The organism is Methanohalobium evestigatum Z-7303 (assembly GCF_000196655.1).
GTDB lineage: Archaea > Halobacteriota > Methanosarcinia > Methanosarcinales > Methanosarcinaceae > Methanohalobium > Methanohalobium evestigatum.
On record NC_014253.1, the window covers coordinates 715,852 to 739,775 of the forward strand.

28 protein-coding genes and 3 tRNA genes are annotated in these 23,924 nt (G+C 36.8%); 8 read left to right on the forward strand and 23 right to left on the reverse strand.

Annotated features, from left to right (window positions below):
• Positions 1-7 precede the first annotated feature (7 nt).
• Positions 8-379 carry a hypothetical protein gene (locus tag METEV_RS03700; protein WP_013194220.1) on the forward strand — a complete coding sequence of 124 codons (372 nt, stop codon included), beginning with the start codon at positions 8-10 and terminating at the stop codon, positions 377-379.
• 25 nt (positions 380-404) lie between these two features.
• Here METEV_RS03700 and msrB read toward each other — a convergent pair whose 3' ends face one another.
• From msrB to METEV_RS03730, 7 genes are all read right to left on the reverse strand, one after another.
• Complete coding sequence (msrB, locus tag METEV_RS03705) at positions 405-797, reverse strand: peptide-methionine (R)-S-oxide reductase MsrB (protein ID WP_013194221.1); 393 nt, start codon at positions 795-797, stop codon at positions 405-407.
• Positions 798-999: 202 nt separating this feature from the next.
• On the reverse strand, positions 1,000-1,200 hold the full coding sequence (locus METEV_RS12300; RefSeq protein WP_013194222.1) for a hypothetical protein: 201 nt from the start codon (positions 1,198-1,200) through the stop codon (positions 1,000-1,002).
• 42 nt (positions 1,201-1,242) lie between these two features.
• Positions 1,243-2,037 carry an arsenite methyltransferase gene (locus METEV_RS03710; protein WP_013194223.1) on the reverse strand — a complete coding sequence of 265 codons (795 nt, stop codon included), beginning with the start codon at positions 2,035-2,037 and terminating at the stop codon, positions 1,243-1,245.
• Between the two features lie 189 nt (positions 2,038-2,226).
• Complete coding sequence (locus METEV_RS03715; RefSeq protein WP_013194224.1) at positions 2,227-3,561, reverse strand: dihydrolipoyl dehydrogenase family protein; 1,335 nt, start codon at positions 3,559-3,561, stop codon at positions 2,227-2,229.
• 19 nt (positions 3,562-3,580) lie between these two features.
• A complete protein-coding gene (locus tag METEV_RS03720) occupies positions 3,581-4,021 on the reverse strand; it encodes a YbhB/YbcL family Raf kinase inhibitor-like protein (RefSeq protein ID WP_013194225.1) in 441 nt (146 codons plus the stop codon).
• Between the two features lie 25 nt (positions 4,022-4,046).
• On the reverse strand, positions 4,047-4,709 hold the full coding sequence (locus METEV_RS03725) for a phosphoribosyltransferase (RefSeq protein ID WP_232216880.1): 663 nt from the start codon (positions 4,707-4,709) through the stop codon (positions 4,047-4,049).
• Positions 4,693-5,385 (reverse strand): SDR family NAD(P)-dependent oxidoreductase, encoded by a 693-nt coding sequence (locus METEV_RS03730; RefSeq protein WP_049891255.1) that lies wholly within the window; start codon positions 5,383-5,385, stop codon positions 4,693-4,695. The genes METEV_RS03725 and METEV_RS03730 overlap by 17 nt, the downstream gene beginning before the upstream one ends.
• Before the next feature lie 151 nt (positions 5,386-5,536).
• Here METEV_RS03730 and METEV_RS03735 point away from each other — a divergent pair, with 151 nt between their 5' ends.
• From METEV_RS03735 to METEV_RS03760, 5 genes are all read left to right on the forward strand, one after another.
• On the forward strand, positions 5,537-6,109 hold the full coding sequence (locus tag METEV_RS03735) for a class I SAM-dependent methyltransferase (RefSeq protein WP_013194228.1): 573 nt from the start codon (positions 5,537-5,539) through the stop codon (positions 6,107-6,109).
• 313 nt (positions 6,110-6,422) lie between these two features.
• Positions 6,423-7,646: an RNA-guided endonuclease IscB gene (gene iscB / locus METEV_RS03740; RefSeq protein WP_013194229.1), complete on the forward strand. Its 1,224-nt coding sequence runs from the start codon at positions 6,423-6,425 to the stop codon at positions 7,644-7,646.
• 52 nt (positions 7,647-7,698) lie between these two features.
• Positions 7,699-8,286 carry a sensor histidine kinase gene (locus tag METEV_RS03745; RefSeq protein WP_013194230.1) on the forward strand — a complete coding sequence of 196 codons (588 nt, stop codon included), beginning with the start codon at positions 7,699-7,701 and terminating at the stop codon, positions 8,284-8,286.
• A gap of 104 nt (positions 8,287-8,390) precedes the next feature.
• Positions 8,391-8,693, forward strand: a complete 303-nt coding sequence (locus METEV_RS03750; RefSeq protein WP_013194231.1) for a carboxymuconolactone decarboxylase family protein — start codon at positions 8,391-8,393, stop codon at positions 8,691-8,693.
• Positions 8,694-9,735: 1,042 nt separating this feature from the next.
• Positions 9,736-10,548 carry a helix-turn-helix transcriptional regulator gene (locus METEV_RS03760; protein ID WP_013194233.1) on the forward strand — a complete coding sequence of 271 codons (813 nt, stop codon included), beginning with the start codon at positions 9,736-9,738 and terminating at the stop codon, positions 10,546-10,548.
• A gap of 11 nt (positions 10,549-10,559) precedes the next feature.
• On the opposite strand, the gene METEV_RS03765 is transcribed toward METEV_RS03760, so the two are convergent.
• The 9 genes from METEV_RS03765 to METEV_RS03805 form a co-directional block, all read right to left on the reverse strand.
• The gene (locus tag METEV_RS03765; RefSeq protein ID WP_049890942.1) at positions 10,560-10,826 is read right to left on the reverse strand and encodes a hypothetical protein; all 267 of its coding nucleotides are present in this window, start codon (positions 10,824-10,826) and stop codon (positions 10,560-10,562) included.
• Positions 10,827-11,051: 225 nt separating this feature from the next.
• Positions 11,052-11,123: transfer RNA gene (locus tag METEV_RS03770), tRNA-Gly, on the reverse strand.
• 20 nt (positions 11,124-11,143) lie between these two features.
• Positions 11,144-11,216: transfer RNA gene (locus tag METEV_RS03775), tRNA-Phe, on the reverse strand.
• Positions 11,217-11,274: 58 nt separating this feature from the next.
• A tRNA-Val gene (locus METEV_RS03780) sits at positions 11,275-11,348 on the reverse strand.
• Between the two features lie 78 nt (positions 11,349-11,426).
• The gene (locus tag METEV_RS03785) at positions 11,427-11,741 is read right to left on the reverse strand and encodes an ArsR/SmtB family transcription factor (RefSeq protein ID WP_013194234.1); all 315 of its coding nucleotides are present in this window, start codon (positions 11,739-11,741) and stop codon (positions 11,427-11,429) included.
• Positions 11,742-11,772: 31 nt separating this feature from the next.
• On the reverse strand, positions 11,773-11,997 hold the full coding sequence (locus METEV_RS03790; RefSeq protein WP_232216903.1) for a hypothetical protein: 225 nt from the start codon (positions 11,995-11,997) through the stop codon (positions 11,773-11,775).
• A 122-nt stretch (positions 11,998-12,119) separates the two neighbouring features.
• On the reverse strand, positions 12,120-12,590 hold the full coding sequence (locus METEV_RS03795; protein ID WP_013194236.1) for a hypothetical protein: 471 nt from the start codon (positions 12,588-12,590) through the stop codon (positions 12,120-12,122).
• Positions 12,591-12,724: 134 nt separating this feature from the next.
• Positions 12,725-13,663 carry a nucleoside recognition domain-containing protein gene (locus METEV_RS03800; protein WP_013194237.1) on the reverse strand — a complete coding sequence of 313 codons (939 nt, stop codon included), beginning with the start codon at positions 13,661-13,663 and terminating at the stop codon, positions 12,725-12,727.
• A 105-nt stretch (positions 13,664-13,768) separates the two neighbouring features.
• Positions 13,769-13,945 (reverse strand): 4Fe-4S binding protein, encoded by a 177-nt coding sequence (locus METEV_RS03805; protein ID WP_013194238.1) that lies wholly within the window; start codon positions 13,943-13,945, stop codon positions 13,769-13,771.
• A 199-nt stretch (positions 13,946-14,144) separates the two neighbouring features.
• Between METEV_RS03805 and METEV_RS03810 the strand changes: the two genes are divergently transcribed.
• Complete coding sequence (locus tag METEV_RS03810; protein ID WP_013194239.1) at positions 14,145-15,800, forward strand: DUF2070 family protein; 1,656 nt, start codon at positions 14,145-14,147, stop codon at positions 15,798-15,800.
• A gap of 63 nt (positions 15,801-15,863) precedes the next feature.
• Complete coding sequence (locus METEV_RS03815; protein ID WP_013194240.1) at positions 15,864-17,951, forward strand: vitamin B12-dependent ribonucleotide reductase; 2,088 nt, start codon at positions 15,864-15,866, stop codon at positions 17,949-17,951.
• Positions 17,952-18,090: 139 nt separating this feature from the next.
• Here the strand turns inward: METEV_RS03815 and rpsJ are convergent, their stop codons facing one another.
• The 7 genes from rpsJ to METEV_RS03850 form a co-directional block, all read right to left on the reverse strand.
• Positions 18,091-18,402, reverse strand: a complete 312-nt coding sequence (rpsJ, locus tag METEV_RS03820) for a 30S ribosomal protein S10 (protein ID WP_013194241.1) — start codon at positions 18,400-18,402, stop codon at positions 18,091-18,093.
• A gap of 33 nt (positions 18,403-18,435) precedes the next feature.
• Positions 18,436-19,701, reverse strand: a complete 1,266-nt coding sequence (gene tuf, locus METEV_RS03825; protein ID WP_013194242.1) for a translation elongation factor EF-1 subunit alpha — start codon at positions 19,699-19,701, stop codon at positions 18,436-18,438.
• A gap of 113 nt (positions 19,702-19,814) precedes the next feature.
• Entirely contained in the window at positions 19,815-22,010 is a 2,196-nt protein-coding gene (locus tag METEV_RS03830) for an elongation factor EF-2 (RefSeq protein ID WP_013194243.1), read from the reverse strand.
• A gap of 53 nt (positions 22,011-22,063) precedes the next feature.
• Positions 22,064-22,633, reverse strand: a complete 570-nt coding sequence (locus tag METEV_RS03835) for a 30S ribosomal protein S7 (protein WP_049890944.1) — start codon at positions 22,631-22,633, stop codon at positions 22,064-22,066.
• A complete protein-coding gene (locus METEV_RS03840) occupies positions 22,630-23,058 on the reverse strand; it encodes a 30S ribosomal protein S12 (RefSeq protein ID WP_013194245.1) in 429 nt (142 codons plus the stop codon). The genes METEV_RS03835 and METEV_RS03840 overlap by 4 nt, the downstream gene beginning before the upstream one ends.
• Before the next feature lie 85 nt (positions 23,059-23,143).
• Entirely contained in the window at positions 23,144-23,569 is a 426-nt protein-coding gene (locus METEV_RS03845; protein ID WP_013194246.1) for a NusA-like transcription termination signal-binding factor, read from the reverse strand.
• Positions 23,570-23,580: 11 nt separating this feature from the next.
• Positions 23,581-23,877 carry a 50S ribosomal protein L30e gene (locus tag METEV_RS03850; RefSeq protein ID WP_013194247.1) on the reverse strand — a complete coding sequence of 99 codons (297 nt, stop codon included), beginning with the start codon at positions 23,875-23,877 and terminating at the stop codon, positions 23,581-23,583.
• Positions 23,878-23,924: the final 47 nt, after the last annotated feature.

Consider the following 23,924-nt stretch of genomic DNA (forward strand, 5'->3'; position numbering starts at 1 on the left):
GTGGTTTATGACCTATCAAAAGATAATATTTGTATATAATGCAGAAAGCGGAATGTTGAATACTTTATCTGACTATTTTCATAAAATGACATCACCATCAACTTATCCATGCAACCTCTGTGCGATAACATTCGGAAGTTTTGGTATGAAAAACGAATGGAAGGAATTTATAAATAATCTGGATGTTCCTGTAGAGTTTTTACACAAAGATGAATTCTTAGATATTTATGGTATAAGCGACGCCAGTTTTCCCTGCGCCTATAAAATAAAAGATGAAAATTCACCCGTACTTTTTATTACATCAAAAGAAATCAACAGTTGCAAAACACTTGATGATTTGAAAAAACTTGTAATGGAAAAAGTGGAAAAACTGAAATAAAAATTATAAACCAATATCCTTATCTTTATTCTTCCTTAAAATCAAGAGCTACGGAGTTGAGACAGTAGCGTTTGCCTGTGGGTTGTGGACCGTCATTAAATACATGTCCCAGATGTCCTCCGCATCTACTGCACATCACTTCAGTTCTTTCCATTGAAAAACTGTAATCTGTTTTTGTTTCTATCCTGTCTTCAGATATTGGAGCCCAGAAACTGGGCCATCCGGTGCCTGAATCATACTTGGTTTCAGATGAAAACAATTCCTGACCGCAACCAGCACATCTATAAATACCTTTTCTTTTATTCTGATAGTATTTTCCTGTAAACGGTGGTTCTGTTCCTTTCTCGCGTAGTACATAATATTGTTCAGGAGTGAGTTCTTTTTTCCACTCCTCTTCGGATTTTTCAACTTTATGCACAATTTACCCCCACTATAATTACATTACCTGTTCAATATTACAATCTTAAATATTGGTTATGTTCGGATTGTATCCATAACATTAGTTGATGTTTATGCCCCTTCATTATATATAGTGTTGTGTATAGCATTTAATGTTTAAAAACGTATGTTACAGAATATGAAATTAAACGTAAATCATTGGACTCCCGTAAAATTTTAAGTTACAATAATTGAACATTTTCCAGATGATTATACACTCTTTTATTTCGTAATTCTAAAGGTTCATCAGTATCTATGGTAGCAATAAGATGACTGCAGTTTTGTAGAGTATTTTCCATACATCCACATTTGTAGCATTTGACAAACTTTATGCCTTCCTGTAGTTCAGACTTGATTTTTCCTATCGAATTAGACTCAGTCATAATATCATATTATAGTCTTACAAACAACACTAATATTGGTAATTATATTATTTTGGATGCCTTGATTTTTATACTGACAATAGACTCTGCGTATCTGAATATGTCATATTCATCACTTACTGAGGATAAAGCATCATGAGGAAATTCGGATTCATCTATTATTTGAATGTCTTTAAATCCTGCTTTTTCAATTAAATCCAGATAATCTTCCTTTTTCAAAGCTCCTGAAATACAGCCGACATAAGCTTCTATGGAATTCCTTATTGATTCCGGTAGATCTTGCAAGAGGACAATGTCTGATACAACTAACCTACCATCTGGTTTCAGGACTCGATACACATCATTGAACACTTTTTCTTTATCAGGAGACAGGTTGATGACACAGTTTGATATAACAACATCAACACTATTATCATCGAGAGGTAAATTTTCGATTTCACCCAATCGGAATTCAACGTTTGTATAATTGTCTTTTACAGCATTATTTTTGGCTTTTTCAACCATATCAGGTGTCATATCAACACCTATTACTAAACCGTCTTCATCTACCTTGTCAGCAGCCAAGAAACAATCAAAACCCGCACCTGAACCAAGATCAAGAACGACCTCGCCCTTTTTTAACGAAGCAAGGTAGACAGGATTGCCACAACCCAAACCAAGATTAGAGTCTCGAGGAACGTTTTTTAAATCCTCTTCTGTATATCCAACAAGTTTGCTAATTTCTTCCGGTGATTCTCTACTTCCACAACATGATACAGAACCACAGCATGAATTGTTATTTTTGGCAATCGTTGAATATTCTTTTTTCACAACGTTTTTGATGTCTTTATTTTTCATTCTTGTACCTCTATTTTATAAATGACAATTTCTTAAGAGTTCTCATATCCCCATTTCAAATTTTGCTGAAACCAGTATATATAGTTTAAGATTATCTTGAAAAATTAGAGAACAGCAAATTTTCTGGTTTATCTTTATTAATTATAAAAAAGAAAAAGTAGAATAAAGGTTTAATTTAAAAACATATATTTACATCATATGTTCGATGTCTGAACATACACTCGGATAGGTAAACACCGCATTCTTTACATCACTTGCATTCAATCCGTATCTCATCGCCATTGCAAATATATTTATGACCTCTTCTGCCTCAGGTCCGAGTATATGAGCCCCAAGTATCTTATCAGTCTGTTTATCGATGATTATTTTGGATGCCGCATGGTTAAAATTGAGTCTCTTTGAGGAGTACCAGCTGCTTCTGTCATTATAAATTACCTCATGGGTATCTTTTACATCATCTTTGGTGATTCCTACACTTGCCAGAGGAGGCAGTGTAAACACTACCGCTGGTATGCCTGTATAATCCACTTGTTTGTTATTTCCTTTGATGATGTTTTCAGCCACTGTATCACCCTGAAGACCTGCAACAGGTGTTAGCTGAGGTCCCTCTTCTGTACAATCACCGGCAGCATATACTCTGGGATTGGAAGGACTCTGCATGTATTCATTAACTGCTATACCTTTTTTGTGAACCTCGACATTACCTTTATCCAATCCAAGTTCATCGATATTAGCAGACCTTCCACCACCATGAACCACAAGGTCTGTAGTAAACGTATTCTGTTTTTCATTTTCTGTTGTTACTTCATACAGGTTGCCCTTTTTTTCGATTTTGGTGACTTTGTGACCAGTTAAAACGTCTATACCTGCATCTTTTGATGCTTCCACAGCTACATCCACCATATCAGAATCAAACGTTTTAAGAGGATTTTCTCCTCTCTGCAAGATTAAAGGTTTTGAACCCGCTCTTGCGGCTATATTGGCAAATTCGAAGGATATATACCCCCCTCCCAGAAATACTACATTACCCGGCAGGTTTTCCAATTCCATAAACTCATCACTTGTTATTATATGCTCTTCACCGAGTATATTCAATTCTCTGGGTTTTGAACCGGTTGCTATTACTATATAATCCCCTTCTATCTGGTCATCACCCACCTCTATTGTCTTATCATCAGAAAAACAGGCAAGTCCATGATAGGCATCAATACCATGAGAGGTGAAATTTTTCTCTATCATATCAGGAAACGCTTGGGTGAATGTCCTTTTAAAAGAAATAAGAGATGTCCAGTTTATAGTTGTATCCCTATCCAGACCAGCGGTTTCCTTCATTCTATTGTTCCAGTCAACCAGTTCAGCACCTCCTACAAGAACCTTTTTAGGGTCACATCCTCTTAACGCGCAGGTGCCCCCAAAGGGTCTGTGATCTATGATTGCCACATTTTTACCTGCAGAATTACATTTGTGGGCTACCGTAGAACCTGCAGTCCCTGTACCTATAACAACAACATCATATTTTTTCATTTATATCACCCAATAATGTTTATTTCCTGCTGTAGTTGCCCATTAACTCCCCTTTGCCGACAACATGACCTTCCATCGCCTTCTCAACTTCCTTTTTGGTCGCACCTTCGCTCTTATCAAGTTTTGTATCAAGTGCATAAACTCTGAAGAAATATCTATGAGTTCCTGAAGGCGGGCAGGGTCCACCGTAGGATGATTTTCCAAAGCTGTTTGCTCCCTGTACACCGGGAACACTGTTTTCTTTTATGCTCGATGATGGGTCAATGTTCCATACAACCCAGTGTGTGAATGTACCCACCGGTGCATCAGGGTCATCCATAATCAGTACCAGACTTTCCGTTCCCGACGGTACATTACTAAACTGTAAATCCGGATTTATATCCTCTCCATCACAGGAATACTTCTTCGGGATTTCTCCATTATGTTTGAATGCGCTGCTTGTTACCTCTATATTCTCCATTATTATCTACCTCCTATTTATCAATTCATTTTTTGGCTTTGTTCATTATTTCAATAACTTCATTATCAGATACGTCATACCAGTTTTCATAGACCTGTGCCACTGCATGGAAAAAGGGAGGAATATCAAGTACTATGATATCATCCACTACTTTATCTATCATATCAGCAACCTGTTTTCCCGCGACAGGTACTGCTACCACAATTTTACCTGCACCTTTGTTTTTGCAGAGTTTAACAGAAGCACTCATTGTAGAACCCATTGCAAGACCATCATCTGTAAGTATTACAGTTCGGTTTTTCATATCAGGCAGAGGTTCACCGTTTCGCAATACTTCTATTCGTCTTTTAATTTCATCTACCTGTTCCTTTTTTATCTGTTCTATCATATCCTCTGATAGTTCTCTTGCAGCAATCTCATTGATGAATGAACTCCCATCTTCTGTAACTGCTCCAAAACCCGCCTCAGGGTTATAAGGAAAAGGCAATTTTCTGGAAACAAGCAGTGATAATTCTGCATCAAGATAGTTAGCCACCTGATAACCTATTTCTACTCCTCCCCTGGGAATCGCCAGTACCAAAACATCCTCATTACGATACTTATCCAGCAATTTTGCAAGTTGTTTACCTGCATCTGTTCGGTCTTTAAACATCTTACCCATCTCCCACTGGTCATCGATAGATTTCAACCGATGACCCGGATGGTATATTTGTACTGGGCATACACAACTCCACAACTTTTTTTGCAACATCATCAGGCTTTAAATGCGGTCTGCCCGAAAACATTGACCGGTACATATCAGTATCCACACCACCCGGACACACAGCATATATCTGTACATTACTTCCCACTTCACGTGCTGTAGATTCGGTCAATCCTATGACACCAAATTTTGATGCACTGTAAACAGATAACTCCGGAATACCGGATTTTCCTGCTCCTGAAGAAATATTAATTATTTTTCCAGAATTATTATACTGCATATGCGGAAGAGCATGTTTCATACCCAGAAAAACGCCCTTTAAATTGACCTCTATTACTTTTTCAAATTCGTCCAGTGATGTTTCAATAAACGGTTTCCTTAGCCCCACTCCTGCATTGTTGACAAATATATCTATACCACCAAACGTATCGATACTTTTTGATACCAGATTTTTTACATCCTCTTCTTTGGTTACATCTGTCTTTACTGCCATTGACTGTGTCCCAATTTCCTCAACTTCTCTTTTTGTTTTTTCAATATCAGATTCAGTTCTGGCAGCTGGAATTATGTTTGCCCCCTCTTTTGCCAGTGCAAGACAGATGGACTTGCCTATACCTTTACCTCCGCCTGTTACAACGGCTGTCTGGTCTTTTAATTGCATTATCTCTACAAATCCCCTTACAACTATAAACTTGAAATGGTTGCCCAATTTCCCCTTATAATGATTTCTAATTCAAGTATTTATAAGTACTTATTATAGATACAGTATATTAACAATAATCCTATATCCCTGCAAATCTTAATTAGAATATATGTGCCCTGAAGTATGCCCGTGGTGGCTCTATTTTGTACTGGATAACAGAATCCGTAAATCTATACACAAACCTGAACAAATTCTGGATAATTATGTCAAACCCGGACAAACAGTTATGGATTTTGGATGCGGACCCGGTACATACACAATAGATATGGCACAAATGGTAGGTAGAAACGGTAAAGTTATCGCGGTAGATTTTCAGGAAAAAATGCTTGAAATACTGGAAAAAAAGTGCAAAAAAGAGGGTCTTGAATCAAGGGTTAAAATACATCAGAACAATCCTGAAAGTATAGGTGTTTCAGAAAAAGTGGATTTTGTACTGGCTTTTTATGTTATCCATGAACTTCCAGCCATAGATAATTTTTTCGCGGAATTGAAAACTATTGTAAAACCAGAAGGTCGTCTGCTGGTGGTTGAACCAGAGGTGCATGTAAGAAAACATTTTTTTGACAGTATAGTAAAATCATCAGGAAATCATGGATTTGTTCCACAATCAAGAATTAATATCAGGTTTAGCCGTGCGGTTTTATTTAAAAATGTAACAAATAAGTCAACTACCCCTCCCTAACTGAAGCAAATGCTTCAGTTGAGGAAGGAGCTTGTTTCCATAAAGCAAGTTCCTGGTTGACCAGACCACTGGATACCGGTTGAACATGTCAAAGAAAAGTCCAGTAAACGATACCGGAGAATACAACAGTAGTCACCCTGGGATGTCGCCTCAGTCCCTTGCTCTGAGAGTGCAGTTTAAAGAGTTCCGGCGGGGTAGGAACAGTGACTGTACTTTTAAACCTCCGGTAATCCGGTCGAGAGGAAGTCGGAAGTCAGGACTGAACCCCGGCAAGTCCTGACCTACGCACAACTCCCTTGAGGAGGAATTACAAATGCGTGTATTTGTTTTAAGCAAAAATAAGAAACCGTTAATGCCTACGAGACCAGCTAAAGCCAGAAGATTGCTGGAATCCGGTAAAGCAAAGGTCGTCAGAAGGTCTCCGTTTACTATCAAATTGTTATACGATACAGCAGAGTACACCCAGCCTGTAATTGCCGGGATGGATTCCGGCTCAAAACACATCGGGTGTGCTGCTGTTGCTAACGACGAAGTACTGTATCAGTCTGAAGTCGAATTGAGAGATGACGTGTCAAAGAAAGTACAACAAAGAGCCAGTTACAGGAGAAACAGGAGGTCAAGAAAGACAAGGTACAGAAAACCGAGATTCAACAACAGGGGAAATTCCAAGAAAGACGGAAGAATAGCTCCATCCATCAAGAGCAAAGTGCAGTCCCACGAAAGAGAAAGAAGATTCGTTGAATCCATCCTACCTGTTAAGAAATGGATAGTAGAAACTGCCTCATTTGATATACACAAAATCACAAATCCGAATGTATCAGGTACAGATTACCAGAACGGTGACCTGAAAGGATACTATAATATCCGAACCTACGTACTCCATAGAGACAACTATACATGTCAAAAATGCAAGAACAGGTCGAAAGACCCAAAACTTGAATGTCACCACATCGTGTTCAGAAGTAAAGGTGGGACCAACAGACCTGACAATCTGATTACTCTCTGTGAAACCTGTCATGGCAAGTTACACAACGGTAAATTTACTATAAACAAAAAACCGTCTAACACGAAACACCCAACAGAAATAGGTATAGTCAGGTCGCAGATAAGAAAACTGAACTGGAAGTTCCAGGAAACATTCGGATACATAACCAAATACAAGAGAGAACAGATCCTTGGTCTGGAAAAGACTCATTACAATGATGCTGTAGCAATCTGTTGCGATGAGAATAACCCAAATTTACAGTTATCCAACGTTGTATATTACAAGAAACATGTAAGCAGTGGAGATTACCAACAGACTAAAGGTATCAGATCCGACAAGAAAATACCGACAGGAAAACTTCACGGATTGAGAAAATTCGACTTTATAAAAACTCCAGATGTTTCCGGGTTCGTAAAAGGCAAAAGAACATCAGGAAATTTCAGCATCATGGATATATTCGGAAATACTTTTAAGAAAAACCCTAACGTTAAGAAGAACTGCAGGAGAATCTCGGCTAGATGTACAACTCTGACTCAACAAATACAAATCTAAAAGACAGGTCGCATTCCTCTCCCAGCTCGCGCAGGGAGTCTCCTGCGACCAATTGGATGAACGGATTCGGGAACTGGAACTTCACCATCGGATTAAGAACAATTTACAGATTATAAACAGTTTAATAAACCTGCAATCTGAAAATTTTGATGATGAAGATGTTATTAATGCATTCAGAGATACTCAAAACCGTGTCTCTTCGATGTCACTGGTTCATCAGAAACTGTACCAATCTCAAGAATTAAACAACCTAAGTTTAAATGGTTATATAAAAGACCTTGCTGAAAATCTAAATGACATTTATGGTGGGAACAACACCAAAATTAATGTTGATGTGCAGGACTTCCACTTAGGAATTGATACTATAATTCCTCTTGGGATGATTGTCAATGAAATAATTTCAAATTCTTTAAAATATGCGTTTTCAGATGATGATAACGGGATTATTAACATAGAATTTAACAGTAACAAATGCTATGTTTTGATTATAGAAGACAACGGAAAGGGAATCCCCGATAATATTGATATAGAAAATCCTGGCACACTTGGATTACAGTTAATAAATACTCTTGTAAAACAGTTAAATGGTGAAATCGAATTGGAAAGAAAGAGTGGTACCAAGTTTATTATAAGATTTTAACTAAAATATTTATAATTATTTTGTTCATATTATCCTTAATAAGTTATATCAGGGCTGTATGCAACCAGCAATAAGAGAACAACCGCATAAAGGGGGATTAAACAATGGAAAATATGGAATTACCAGAATTTCTTCAAATACTTAAAGAAAAAGATCCCAAATATGCAGCCAATCTGCTGGAAAATTTTTCAGAAACCCAGACTGATGGAGCTTTATCTGCAAAGACCAAGTTGCTAATAGCCATGGCTCTTGATGCCGGCAATGGAGATATTGATGGGGTTAAAGCTTTATCCCAACACGCCAGAGAGGCAGGTGCTACTGAAGAGGAAATACTTGAAGTAATAAAGGTTATAGGGTCAGTCTGTGGTACACAGGGTTTGTTTTATGCCACTAAAGCCTTTAAATGAGCAACTGGCATAATACCAATTTATGATTACATATAAACCAAAAGTGAAAACAAGGAACAAAGACTACACTATATTAAACAGTGAATTGTTCATTGATTTTTTCATATTTTTTGTTGTCGTACCTCTTTTTTTGACTGTCGTTTTTTTAAGTCCGTTAAATGAATGGTTTATACTCCATACTTCAAATCCTGAATTGATTCCCATCTATTTTTCAAATTATGCCCATAGTAATATTCAGCATTTCCTGCAAAACCTTATTCCGTATTACCTTTTAATATCTCTTATTTTCAGATTCCATGATAATAGGTATCAATTTTATATTGATATGTTTCTAATATTTGGGATATTACCGCTATTGATATCGTTCAGCAACATCATAAGTTTTCAGTATAAAAACACATTGGGTTTTTCAGGTATTGTCGCCGCACTGGTCTCATACCTTTTGTACACAGTATATACCTACATTCAAAAACAATGTAACCTCTATTTCAGAAACATCATTCCTGTTTTTATTTTCGGTTTTACTGTTTTTATAATCATCCTCAAATATCAAATAGTATATACTGTAAATCCGGAGTTTACATTAATTTTCTTTTTTATGCTGTTGTTTACAGCAGTTTTTTACAAAAACGAATTGGAAGATTTCATAACATCATCAAGGAATCTACTGGAAATGTATATTAAAAAATCATTGATTAAAAATAGGTTTATAGATATATTCACTGATTTGTATATTTTTATGACAATAATTGTTTTTATAATTGTGATCTTTCTATCTTTATTTCCAGTTAATATAAATAACACCAATATATTAAGCCACTACATCGGGTACTGTTTCGGATTGTTTGCACCTATTGTATCGAAGACATTGCAAAAATCAAAGTTTTACTAATAATTCTAAAGTTCGTGCTCCAAAAGTTTTAAATAAACATCTACTATTTGATTATAACGTGTTGGGTGATAGGAATCGGAAAGCAAACGTTATATAAACAGTCATTTCATCAAATATTATAAAACATCTCAACACATTAAGTGATTTGAAATGAAGCAATCATTATTAGATGTCATATTTCTTTCTGATAAAAGAAAGAAACTACTATTATTGTTGAACGATAACCCGAAAAATATCGATTATATAAAGACCTCACTTAATGTTACTTCTACGTCTATAATGCCCCAGATAAAGATATTGAAGGAAAAACAACTGATAAATTATGAGCATGATACAGAGCTTTATAAATTATCAGATATCGGGAAAATTATCGCTGAAAATATGCAGCCTCTTCTGGATACTGTAAATGTATTTGAAGAAAACCTTGAATACTGGGCATCCCGTGATTTAAGTGCTATTCCAGACCACCTTTTAAAAAGGATAGGCGAACTCGGGCACTGTACACTAATCCAGCCCGACCTGAACCATATGTTTGAACTTCCCCGGGAAGTTATTGACAACATGTACAAATCAAACAATATAATGGCTATATCATCCTGTTTCCATCCAAGCTATCCTACATTATTTCTTGAAATTGCAAAAAAAGGAACAGATATATCCATAATTCTGACAGAATCTACATTTGAGAAACTCAAAAATGAATTCAGAGAAAACACAGAAGAATTTCTGAAAATGAGCAATGCAAAACTTCACATATCCAACGGAAATATAAAGCTAACAGCAGCTGCTATAACAGACAGATTTGTATTTTTATGTTTCTTTGATAAAGACCAAAGATTTGACCTCCAGTATATTATGAGTTTTGATGAAAGCGCACTGAAATGGGGTGGAGAACTGTTCCAGTATTATATAAACCAGTCTACACCTGTTACAAATCTATTGAAAGTACAAAAGGAACTATAAGCAACAATTAATTAAAATCGTTTATTCCTATCTGGTATGTAACCTTTTTCTCTCATTATTTCATTTATACATTTGATTTCACTTGTACGTCTATTTCTCACATAGACAGTAACAATTAATTTTCCAGAAATTTCAGAACCCTTCTCTTCGAATACAATCCACCCATCGGAATTGTTACTAAAAATTAGACCATTTAAAACATTTTTGGCCCTTTTTTCTCCTGTTTCATCAACCTCTGGTACATCCACATCTGCAAGCCTTAGCGTTCTGTTTGTCACCTCAATGGTTTTTCCATCGGTTACACTTTTTACTTTGGCTCTTTTTTTTTCATATACAAAAAATTAAAATTGAATATATAAAAACATTTATTTTAAGCATAAATTACTTTGTACTATCAATTTCTGGATGATTATAGTTTACAATATATTCAATACGATTGAATTATGAAAAATAGCAAGTGCAATTATTAAGTTGTCTGTTAAAATGAGTTGAAAAAAAATGGATACATCAGCCGGGATTCGAACCCGGGTTTGGGCGTTGGCAACGCCCAGTGATAACCACTACACTACTGATGTACATCGCTTCCTTTATCAAGTGCCCAGACCCGGACTTGAACCGGGGACAACTGCCTCTTCAGGGCAGCGCTCTCCCTACTGAGCTATCTGGGCTTTCAGTGAGCAACCTCCTTATAAGGAGATTTCTAAATTTAAATTTAATGGTTTTTGATGGGCCCGCTGCGATTCGAACGCAGGATCCCCGCCATGTCAAGGCGATGTCATAACCTACTAGACCACGGGCCCATTTCTGTTAACTGGGATACCAGTATTGCATTATTATTGATAAATCTTTGGGTTTGTGAGTTTCACTGATTACAGCTGTTATTCATTATTATCGGATGAATTTTCAAAAATCCGGTTGAGGTCTTCAATCCCCACTTCAACATCAAACTGCTTTAACCTGAAAAATTTTTTAGCCCTCATATCTTCATCTTCAAGTCTTAAATCACTTTCCACAAAATCCGCTTTTTCAAGACGCTTTAAATGAAGGTAAAGCACCTGTCTTGATATCTTTAGTTCTTTGGCAAGTTCATAGACATACCATTCACGTTCAGCAAGCATATATATCAATTTCAACCTCAAAGGATGCGAAATCGCCTCTCCGATATCAACTATTTGCTGAAGTGTTTTTTCCATAAATAAAAACCTTTAATCGTTTTTATAACCTTTAAATTTCATCTAATTTTTGTTTTATCTCTTCAACAGTCTCTTTTATATCTTCTACATCCTTTTCGATTTTTGAGATTCGTTCACTGGATTCTTTATTTTCAGAACCTGTATTATTAGACTTATTCAGAAAATATAAAACAATTCCTATGATTATCAATACAAGAATGATATTTAAAAAAATTCCAAAAAAAGGACTATATCCTGTTCCATACCCTGGCATCATATGCAAACAAACACCTCTAAATCCTGTATTTAGATTGTCTTGTATATAACTTTATAGTATATGAAGTTTAAAAAGAAATGTGGATTAATATCCATATCCCATACCACTGCAACCATATCCGATTAATATCCATATCCCATACCACTGCAACCATATCCACCTCTGTGGAAACGATTATTGTCTCTGGGCTGGTTATTTTGCTGGTATGCATTGTTACTGAAATCTTCAATTACCTCAGCGGTATACGCATCTAATCTTCCCTGTTTTATTATGCCATCTGAACCAGAGTAATTGATTACCCACCATCGACCCATCTGATAGACATTGTCTTTTGATACATCTATGCCTGTTTCAGATTTAAATTCTGTTATTGCATCATCTACTGACTGGACAACTGGTTCATTTACATCTTCACTATAAACACCGCCATATCCTCCATGTCCATGACCGTATCCATTGTGTTGGTTATATGCACCATTATTTGCCTGGTTCCATCCATATCCATGGTTTCCATATGCATTTGCACTTGCAATTCCCACAGTTGCTATTGCAAGCATTGTAGCAATTAATACCACACCTATTTTTTTATTCATTATATCCACCTTCATAATTCGTATTTACTTATGTTAATTTTACATACTATGTGTAACCTTTTAGTTACATATATACAGTATATGTTGATAATATAAATAATTAACCATTGATTTGGCTGAACCAGAAATCTATATTACAGGAAAACAAGTAGCAACAAAGTGATAAATATCAATATCATTAAACGTAGAATAAATGAGATTAACATTGTTTTCATTCCAAGTCTTGGTCCAAATATACCAATATAATGAGGAGCTATTATACGAAGACCAGTAATACTGGTCAATATTTTACTAATAAGCAGGGTTATTAGAATTTCTTTTCCACTGAGAACCTCTCCTGTAAGCAAATTTCCAGCAATTGTATAACCGGCTATTTTGCTTGCAAATTGTGCGGCGATTACAGGCAAACCATTGACAGGAACAGGCAACAAACGAGAAACAGATTTTAGATATTGCGATACAATATCAAATACGCCAATATCCATAAGAATAAAAACAAAAATAGTCACAGGTACAGTTACCACAAGTATTTTACCCAATGTTTTTTTAGATTTTACAAGGCTGGATTTTAAAGCGTCAACAAATCCATCAGGTTTACCGGCTTTAGTGAATTCAGCTACTGAATGATTACTGCCATCAAGTATAAAATGTCCGATTAATGCTACAATGACCGTTTTTAAAAGCCCTACCAGTGTAAGTATTCCTACGTATATAAGACCAATAGTACCCAAAAGAGGCACAAGCACAGGAAGAAGTGTACGCCAGTGAGTAATTATAGAAGGAAACGAATTCAAAACAGATGCAATGATAAGCTCTTTTTCATCTATCAATTCATTATCATGCAGGTCTTTTAACGACGCATTTGCAGCTGATGGCGAAGCAAAAGCTGTCAAAAAGCTTATACCACACTCCTTTCGCAAATGAACGAATCCTGTTATGGGACGAACAAGGAAACTGATTTTATCAACCCATCCAAGTTCCACAACAAGTTCTGCAAGAACAACTCCCGCTATCATGTAGGGTATAATAGTGGACAAATAATCAAATGATAACAAAAGAGCATCAGTTAGCATTATCAGTGAATAAAAGTTAATAAAATTAAAGGTTACTGGTTAATTAATACTAAAAACCAATAATTGAAAAATAAAAAAACGAATTGGTAATTTATTTTAGCTGATTTATTTCATGCTGATTGCTTCGACAGGGCATATATCTACGCATGCTTCACAATCAGTGCATTCTTCTTCATCAACTACAGCTATACCATCATCGTTCATTGATATTGCATCTACTGGACATTCGTCAACACATGCTTCACAGCCTGTGCATATTTCTGAATCTACTACTGCTGGCATTTTATATCACTCCTTTAGTAAGTTGATTTTAATAGACTAGTTACTATAGATAAAAGTGATTAATAAAAAACTATCGATTGGAAAGGAAATAGCAAAATTATTATTTATCTGGTCGTAAGTAAAATTATAAAAACTACAAAACTGATTTTATATAAGAAAAACAATAATCAAAAACGAATAAATCCAGTGGCAGAAAATAATGTCTGATAACATCGATGTTTTTAAAAACATTATATTTAGTGTACCTTCTTTAAAAAGAGTAGTTGAAGCACTAATAGTTACAGGAGCAATATACGGAGTATTAATCAATCTATCAATATCATATCTTTCTGCAGTACCATTAAATCTTTACTATATTATTATTACTGCGCTTTTTATGTTTATAATCCCTGCTCTTGTCTCGGGAGAACTGTATTATCAATTTTTACCCGAGTATCCAAGAAAGTGGGGATATTTCCTTACACTTTTTAATGAATTTGTGCTTTTTGTCTATGGAATGATTTTAACTTTTAGTGCTGAGTCAGGATTTATCAGTGCATGGAATATCTTCTGGATAGCCATTATAACTATATTCTTAACCAGCTTACTGGTACTTGTTGGTACACTTGGCTACAAATACATTAAAAGAATCAGTATTCTGGGAATGGTACAACCCCTAATGATTGTATCAGCCTTCCACCTATCCATTGGGAAAAGCCTTGAAATAACAGTGACCACATACATAGAACGTATAGGTTTACTGTTTCTTGCGGGAATAATGCTTTTGTTAACTTTTTTCCTGGCAGAATATCTGATTTCTACAAACGTCAATGTTTCAGCTATAAAACTTTCCTCAGGGTTGCTGCAAAAACGGCAGGAAGTACTTAACCTTGGGTACTCATCCAGACCAGATGTTCAAACTCTTGAAATCGAAAATGAAAATAGTTCAACTACAATAGCAGTTCCATGGATACACCCCGGACCTCTTGAGGGTTTTGGAGGAGGAAGAGCATCCACAGATTTAATAAACCATCTTAACGAAAACGGCAGTGGTTTCTTTTTCCATGTTCCATCAACTCATAAATGTGACCCGGTTAACCCGGATGATATTTACAAAATAATAAAAGCATTAAACAAACCAACAAAAAGCTCCACTGCTTCCAAATTGGTCAAAGAAAGTTATCCAGAACATAAGTTAACATTCTACGGCAGAAAGCTTGGTGATAAAAAACTTGTATATATGGAAGCCGAAAACTACGGTGATTATGAGATTTCAGTTTTCAGAGACCTTATAGATCTGGAAAATGTAATGATAATCGACCTTCACAACCATGAGAGGAATAAAGAACCTGACCCTCAATTACTTTATGGTACAGATGAAGCAGAAATATTCAGAGAAAAATTACTCAAATTCCTGGATAAACTTGAAGGTCTTAAAACTTCCGATTATCAGGTAGGATACTGCACTAACACTATAGGAACTCCCAAATTTGCCCTGATAGAAAATGTGGATGGACAGAAAACACTTCTATTTGGAACTGAAGGAAATGGTATTTCAGAAAAGATGGATGAAGTTCGCCAGAACTTAAAAGACAGTTATGATGAAATATTAATCTTTACCACTGATACACATAGCAGTATTCATAACATGATATCCAACAAACACGTAGAAACTGACGAATTATACGAGGTTATAAATAAAGCCAGTAAAAACGTGTCAAACGGAAGTGCAGGGTTTACCAACAATAAATCAGAATCAATGAAATTGTTAAAAGATGATTATCTCGGGCTTGCGTACAGTATCAATATATTGGTACGGCTGTTTCCCCTTTCATTGCTGTTGCTTTATATAGTCCTGATTTTATGGATTCTATAATCCTTTTATTTAAAAAAATACTTAAAGCAACATTTAGTATTGTAAATTGTAGGGGAAAAATAATTGAACTATATTAAAAAAAGAGATGGAAGAACTGTTGATTTTGATTCTGATAAAATTACACAGGCTATACATAAAGCAATACATAGTGTAAATGAAAATGATGGTGACCTTGCCCGAAAAATGTCTTATCAGGTGATAGATAACCTTGAAAACCGGTTTAAAAATACCATTCCCAGTGTAGAAGATGTACAGGATATTGTTGAAGATGTTTTAATAAAAAATGGATATTCTGAAGTAGCCAAATCCTACATCCTCTATCGCAGAAAAAGGTCAGAGGTAAGAGAAACAAAAAAGTATCTGGGTATAAAACATGATGACCTTAAATTAAGTGTAAATGCAATAAGGGTATTGGAAAGAAGATATCTACTTAAAGGTGAAAATGGCAATCCTGTAGAAACTCCTTCAGAGATGTTTGAAAGAGTTGCAAATTCGGTATCATCAATAGATAAAAGATATGGTTATAATCCCTATGACAGCAAAGCTGAATTTTACAGGATGATGTCAAATCTGGAATTTTTACCAAACAGCCCCACCCTAATGAATGCTGGTACGGAACTGGGACAACTAAGTGCATGTTTTGTACTTCCTGTTGAAGATTCAATGAAGGACATTTTCGAAGCTTTAACAAATATGAGCCTTATACACAAATCCGGTGGAGGTACTGGATTCTCATTTTCAAAACTGCGACCGAATGGAGATATTGTTAAATCTACAAAAGGAGTTGCTTCAGGACCTGTATCATTCATGAGCATTTTTGACCAGGCTACTGAAGTAATAAAACAGGGTGGTAAACGCAGGGGTGCAAATATGGGAATTTTAAGAATCGACCATCCTGATATAATTGAATTCATTAACTCAAAGGAGAAAGAAGGATATCTGGACAATTTCAACATCTCTGTAGGAGTAACAGATGAATTCATGAAAGCAGTCCAGAGTGATAGTAAATATGACCTGATTAACCCGAGAACAGGCAAAACCACTGAAAAACTCAGAGCCAGAGATATTTTTGACCTGATAACTACAATGGCATGGAGAACTGGTGACCCGGGAATGATATTTCTGGACGAGATTAACCGCAGACATCCTGTGTCCCATGTAAGAACTATTGAAAGTACCAACCCCTGCGGTGAAGTTCCACTGCTTCCCTACGAATCCTGTAATCTGGGATCTATAAACCTGTCAAAGATGGTTAAAAACGACACAATCAACTGGGAGAAGCTAAAAAATAATACACACTCAGGAATCCATTTTCTTGATAATGTTATTGATGCCAATAAATATCCGTTAAATGAAATAGACAGAGAAACAAAAAACAACCGTAAAATAGGATTGGGAGTTATGGGACTTGCAGAGATGTTTGCAAAACTTAACATACCCTACAATTCAGAAGAAGCCATCGAAACTGCAGAAAATATTATGAAGTTTATTAATGAAGAATCTGTTAAAAAATCAGTAGAACTTGGAGAAAAAAGAGGTTCATTCCCGAATTTTAAAGGGAGCCAATGGGAAAAGAAATACAGTTCTATGAGAAACGCCACTGTAAATACCATCGCCCCCACTGGTACCATAAGTATTATCGCAAATACAAGTTCAGGTATAGAACCGATTTTTGCTCTTTCTTTTGTGCGGAACGTAATGGCAACACAACTTCTTGAAGTAAACCCGGTTTTTGAAAACGTTGCAAAAGAAAGAAACTTTTACAGTAAAGACTTGATGATGGATATATCAAAAACAGGATCTATTCAAAACCTTAAACAGGTCCCAAAAGATGTAAGAGACCTTTTTGTTACATCACTGGATATTGATCCCGAATGGCACGTTAGAATGCAGGCAGCCTTCCAGAAATATGTGGACAACTCCGTTTCCAAAACAGTCAACCTCCCTGAAAAAGCTACACTGGATGATGTTAAAAGAATCTACATGATGGCATACAAACTCAATTGCAAAGGGATTACAATCTACCGGTATGGAAGTAAAGAAAATCAGGTTCTTGAACTTGGTGGATTGAAAAAAGAAAAGGGCGAAGGTATAATCGCAGATTCTGAATTTTCAGGAGATTATCTTACAGGATGTTCTATCTGTAATTAATAGATTTGTAGTATTTATCAAGGCTCGTAAAATAAATCACGAGCCATTTATCTGATTTTAGAAAAGTATTAGTATTGTCTATTTAAAGGAAGGTCTGTGGTTACAGATAAAAATCTGTAACTTAGAAAAATTGAATTCCTTAGCTCTGCAGAACTATTTCGATATTGATATCTTTTGGAACCTGGATTCTCATGAGCTGCCTGAGTGCTCTTTCATCAGCCGAAATATCGATTAATCGTTTGTGTACACGCATTTCCCAGTGGTCCCATGTAGCAGTTCCATCTCCACTTGGGCTTTTACGAGCGGGAACCCGTAGTTTTCTTGTTGGGAGTGGAACAGGACCAGACATACCGACACCGGTTCTATCTGCTATCGACTTTACCTGATCGCAGACTCCGTCCAGGTTTTCTGGATCCGTTCCTGATAGTTTAATTCTTGCTTTCTGTGCCATATTAATCCCCTGAAAAATAAAGAATTGAGTGTCTTATTGGTTGACACTCATACACATTCCAGCAGCGATTGTTTTGCCCATGTCACGGATAGCGAATCTACCCATGTGTGGAATTTCTTTCACCGGTTCAATTATCATTGGCCTTGTTGGTTTGAGAGTTACAATCGCTGAATCTCCAGATTTAAGGAATGTTGGATTCTCTTCTTTTACCTGTCCTGACTTTGGATCCATCTTCTTATCAAGTGAGATGAATGTACATGCAATCTGTGCAGTGTGTGCATGGAATACAGGTGTGTAGCCAACAGTTATTGCAGATGGATGCTGGAGAACAACAATCTGTGCTGTAAATTCATTTGCTACAGTTGGTGGGTTGTCTTTGTGTCCAGCTACATCACCTCTTCTTGCATCACCTTTACCAAGTCCACGAACACTCCATCCGATGTTGTCTCCTGGGGTCGCTTGAGGTACTTCTTCATGATGCATTTCTATGGATTTGACTTCACCGGTCTTACCACTTGGCATGAAGGTAACCTGATCTCCCTTCTTCATTACACCGGTTTCAACTCTTCCTACTGGTACAGTACCAATACCTGAAATGGTGTAAACGTCCTGTACTGGTATTCTTAATGGAAGTTTGTCTGCTTTTTCTGGTGGTGTGAGGTTGTTAAGTGCTTCCAGTATAGTTGGACCATTGTACCATGGTGTGTTTTCACTCAGTTTGGCTACGTTATCACCAAGGTATGCTGAAGTAGGTACAAATGTTACATCGTCTGGTTTGAATCCTACCATTTTAAGAAGTTCAGATACTTGGTTTTTGACCTCTTCATATCTCTTTTCATCGTAATTGATGTCATCCATCTTGTTGACTGCAACAATGAGGTCGTTGATACCCAATGTTCTTGAGAGGAAGACATGTTCTTTTGTCTGGTCCATCACACCATCTGGTGCTGCAACAGATAATACAGCTGCATCTGCCTGAGATGCTCCTGTAATCATATTTTTGACAAAGTCTCTGTGACCTGGACAATCAACAATGGTGAAATAGTATTTATCGGTATCGAACCTCTTGTGAGCAATATCGATTGTGATTCCTCTGTCTCTCTCTTCTTTAAGAGAGTCCATAATCCATGCAAAAGCGAATGTTTCTTTACCCTGTTCTTTTGCTTTTTCTCTGTTCTTGTCGATTATATGCTGAGGAATTGCACCTGTTTCATACATCAACCTTCCAACGAGTGTGGATTTACCATGGTCAATATGACCAATGATAGCTAAATTCATGTGTGGTTTCTCGTCTGCCATTTTTTATCCTCCTTTTATGTATATTTTTCATTTTTTGTATATATTATTCATATATTAACATATGGTTCGACCATAATAATCGTCTATATGTTTTAAGTTTTCTGATGAATAAATCAGACTGTCTCCAATATATCCTGAGGCTTGGGTATTTCGTTCTTCATACCCTTCCTTTCGCGAATCATACTTATAGTTTCCTGTATTAAATTTGATGGAATCGGTTCAAAGCCAGCAAATTCTGTACTCCACATGGCACGACCTTCAGTTGATGACCTTATATCACCTGCAAACCCAAACAGTTCTGCCACGGGTGCCTTGGATTCTACGGCTGTCATATCTCCTTCTGAACTCATATTAAGGATAATTCCGCGTTTACCCTGTATCAATTTGGTAGCTCCACCCATCTGGTCCTGTGGTACATAGATGAATACTTTTTGATATGGTTCAAGAATTGTGGCATCTGCCATGAGCATTGCAGCCTGAATAGCCTGCCGTGACGCTGGGATTACCTGCGCTGGTCCACGATGGATAGTATCTTCGTGGAGTTTGGCATCAATAAGTTTTACCTTTACACCCATACATGGTTCATTTGCCAGTGGCCCTGCCTGCATAACCTCTTCAAAACCTTCAAGGATTAATTCCATTGTCTCATTAAGATGCTGAATACCCTTTGTCTGGTCAAGATATATATTAGATTCACAAATGTCGACCAGTCCTTTGGCTTCCTCTTTATCCATTCCTGCTTCCATCAGCTTGTTCCTGCGCTCCAGTTCAGGCATACGCATTGAGATGTCACCGGATCTGATAAGATCAATGACTTCTGGTTCAAGTGGTTCAACCTCTATATAGAACTTGTTGTGTCTGTTTGGTGACTTACCTTCAACCGGTCCCGCATGTTTTTGAACCGCTTCACGATAGACAACAATTGGAGGGCTTGTACTAATTTCTACTCCTTTGTCACGTTCAATTCTGTGACCTATAACTTCAAGATGGAGTTCACCCATTCCTGAAAGCAGGTGTTCTCCTGTCTCTTCGTTTAATGTAACATTTAGTGTTGGGTCTTCCTTGTTTACCTGTCTTAAAACTTCAACAAGTTTTGGCAGGTCTTTCATGTGTTTGGCTTCGACTGCAACAGTAACCACTGGTTCACTTACATGCTTTATACTTTCAAAAGGTGTCATATCATCCTTTGTAGTTACTGTAGAACCAACAATGGCATCTTTGAGACCTGTTACTGCTGCTATATTACCGGCTGGTATTCTTTCGACTTCGACCCTTTCAGATCCCATGTAGATGCCTACCTGCTGAACCCTATTTTTACTGGGTGACCCTGAAATGTTTACTTCCATACCACGTTTGAAGGTTCCACTGAAAAGTCTACCTGTTGCTACTTCTCCTGCATGTGGATCAAGCCGAATGTCTGTCACCATAAAGGCCAAGTCACCATTTTCTTTGGCTTTGGTCATCTGCTCTCCGACATCAGATTCAATGTCACCATGCCAAATTGTGCTGACCCGGTAGGGTTGTGCTGTAATCGGATTTGGAAGGTGGCGAATAACCATGTCGTTTACTGCTTCATAGAGCGGACATTTTTGAGCAAGGTCGGTTTGACGCTCCTGCTGACAGTAATTATATACATCAGCAAAACCGATGTTTGTTTTATCCATCATAGGTACGCTGATTGCCCAGTTATACAGTGCTGAACCGAACGCAACCGTACCGTCTGAAGCAGAAACCTTCCAACCCTTATTATAACTTTCTTCGTTCATACCCTTGATTAATTTGTTAACATGGTCTATTAACTTACCAAGGCGTATCTGCATTTCCTGTGAATCGACCTGTAGTTCATTAATAAGACGGTCTACTTTGTTGATAAAAAGTACCGGTTTAACCTGTTCCTTTAACGCCTGTCTTAAAACCGTTTCTGTCTGGGGCATAGTTCCTTCAACTGCATCAATAACAACAACAGCCCCATCAACAGCTCTCATGGCTCTTGTAACGTCACCACCGAAATCAACATGTCCCGGAGTATCTATCAAATTAATAAGAAACTCTTCACCATTGTATTCGTGCACCATCGACACATTTGCAGAATCAATTGTGATTCCCCTGTCCTGTTCTTCTTCATCAGAATCCATAAACAGCTGGCTTCCAGAAAGTTCGGAAGATATCATTCCTGCGCCAGCCAGAAGGTTATCTGTTAGAGTGGTTTTCCCATGGTCGATATGTGCAACTATACCAATGTTTCTTATATGTTCCGGATTTTTCATGAGCGATACTACTCGCTCAACCATTTTTTTTCTTCTTCCCATATTACTACCCTGCAGAATATTGAAAAATATTATTTTTATTTTTTATATCAAATTTAACGTGCTGATTTGGCAACCCGTTCTTTGGAATCTTTTCTGTTTACAGAGAAGTATTTTGCATCACGGTTAGCAGCACCCATCAGTTCTGATGCCAGACAATCTGCCAATGAACGTTTTGATTTGTATGCTGCCTGGTTTACTCCCATAGAAATAAGCCTTAATGCGGTATCAACACGCCTTTGTGAAGCAGTATCCACTGCTTTGGGTACAGATATTCCACCGTATTTTAATCTAACTACTTCTTCCCTTGGACCTGTATTGGCAATAGCATCTACAAGAACCTGTACCGGGTTCCTTTCTGTCTTTGAATATATTATATCAAAAGCGTCTTCTACAGCACGCAGTGCAAATTGTTTTTTACCTGTGTTATGTTCTTTTCTCATTAAATTGTTTACCAGACGTTCAACAATTGAAATCTCTGATTTGTTAAATTGCTGTCTTGCATGTCTTCCATTCGTATGTGGAACAACAACAGGGTCCAGATTAACATAGCTTTTTATTCCGGAGTCATTTACCTCAACTTCTGACATGTCCCATTTATCGAACAATTTGTACATAAAAATCATCTCCTCGGTTTCTCTCTTCTACCTATTGCCATCTCATTTAATGAGACATTGTTTACAGCAATAACCTTGAATCTGACACCGGGTATATCACCTTTTGATCCACCCATTCGTCCGCCAATACGTTCTACAGTTACTTCATCGTGTTCATCTATATAATTTATAGCACCGTCACCCGGACAAAATGCTGTAGCCTGGCGACCATTCTTTATCAACTGTATTCTTACACATTTTCTAACTGCAGAATTTGGCTGTTTTGCTTCCACACCTACTTTTTCAAGTACAATTCCACGACCCTGTGGTGCACCTGAAAGCGGGTCTGCTTTAACATCCAGCCCTAAGGCACGCCTACTATATCGCTTATCTTTCCATCGCGAGTCTGTATGATCTTTTTTCAATTTACTTGCAGCATATTTTCCATTCGCCATTATTTTCCTCCAAAAATTTCAGTTATGTTGATGAGAATCATTTAACGTAAACTCTTATGATTGATTAACCATTTTATATAATAATTTATTGAATAATTACACTATCGATGTTATGATGACGGTTTGCAATCATTTTTACTTTGTCAATGTTTTTTCCATTACTTCCTATAGCAAGACCTTTGCTATTATTGGATACCTGTACATAAGCATATTGCTTATCATCTTTATTGACTAGATTTACAGAAGATACTGCCACTGGTCCAAAGGCATTTTTGATAAATTCACTTGGATCTTCTGAGTATTCAACAAGTTCAACATGCTTATCTACATTTTCTTTGACCTTGTTTATATGCTCACCATTTTTACCAATAGCAGCACCCATATTTCCTGCTTCGACAACATAGATGATTCTGTCTTCGTCCACTATACAGTCACGGACTTCTGCACCTGTTGTCTGTTCAAACATTGCTATGTATCTTAACTCTTCTGTAGATAGTTTAATTTCACTCAAAGATGAACCCCTTAGAATGATGATAAAATATTGGATTCTCCAGGGTCTATAATAGCCATTGCTGCAATTGAGAATGGTTTACCACATGAAGCCCCTAATTCTACACTGGTTCCCGAATAATTTAATACAGGTATACCTGTAGAATTGATTTTTGACTTTACATTTTCCGGACAATTTGCAGATAATACTATCATTTCTGCTTCTGATTTTTCTGCTGATTCAATGGTTCGTTTAGAACCAATTACTACTGACCCTGTTCTTAGAACACTTAATAGTGCTTTATCGATACTAATATTTTTGTTGCTCATTTGTATCAACCCATTGTAAATCTTGAATATGCATTCACTAATACCAA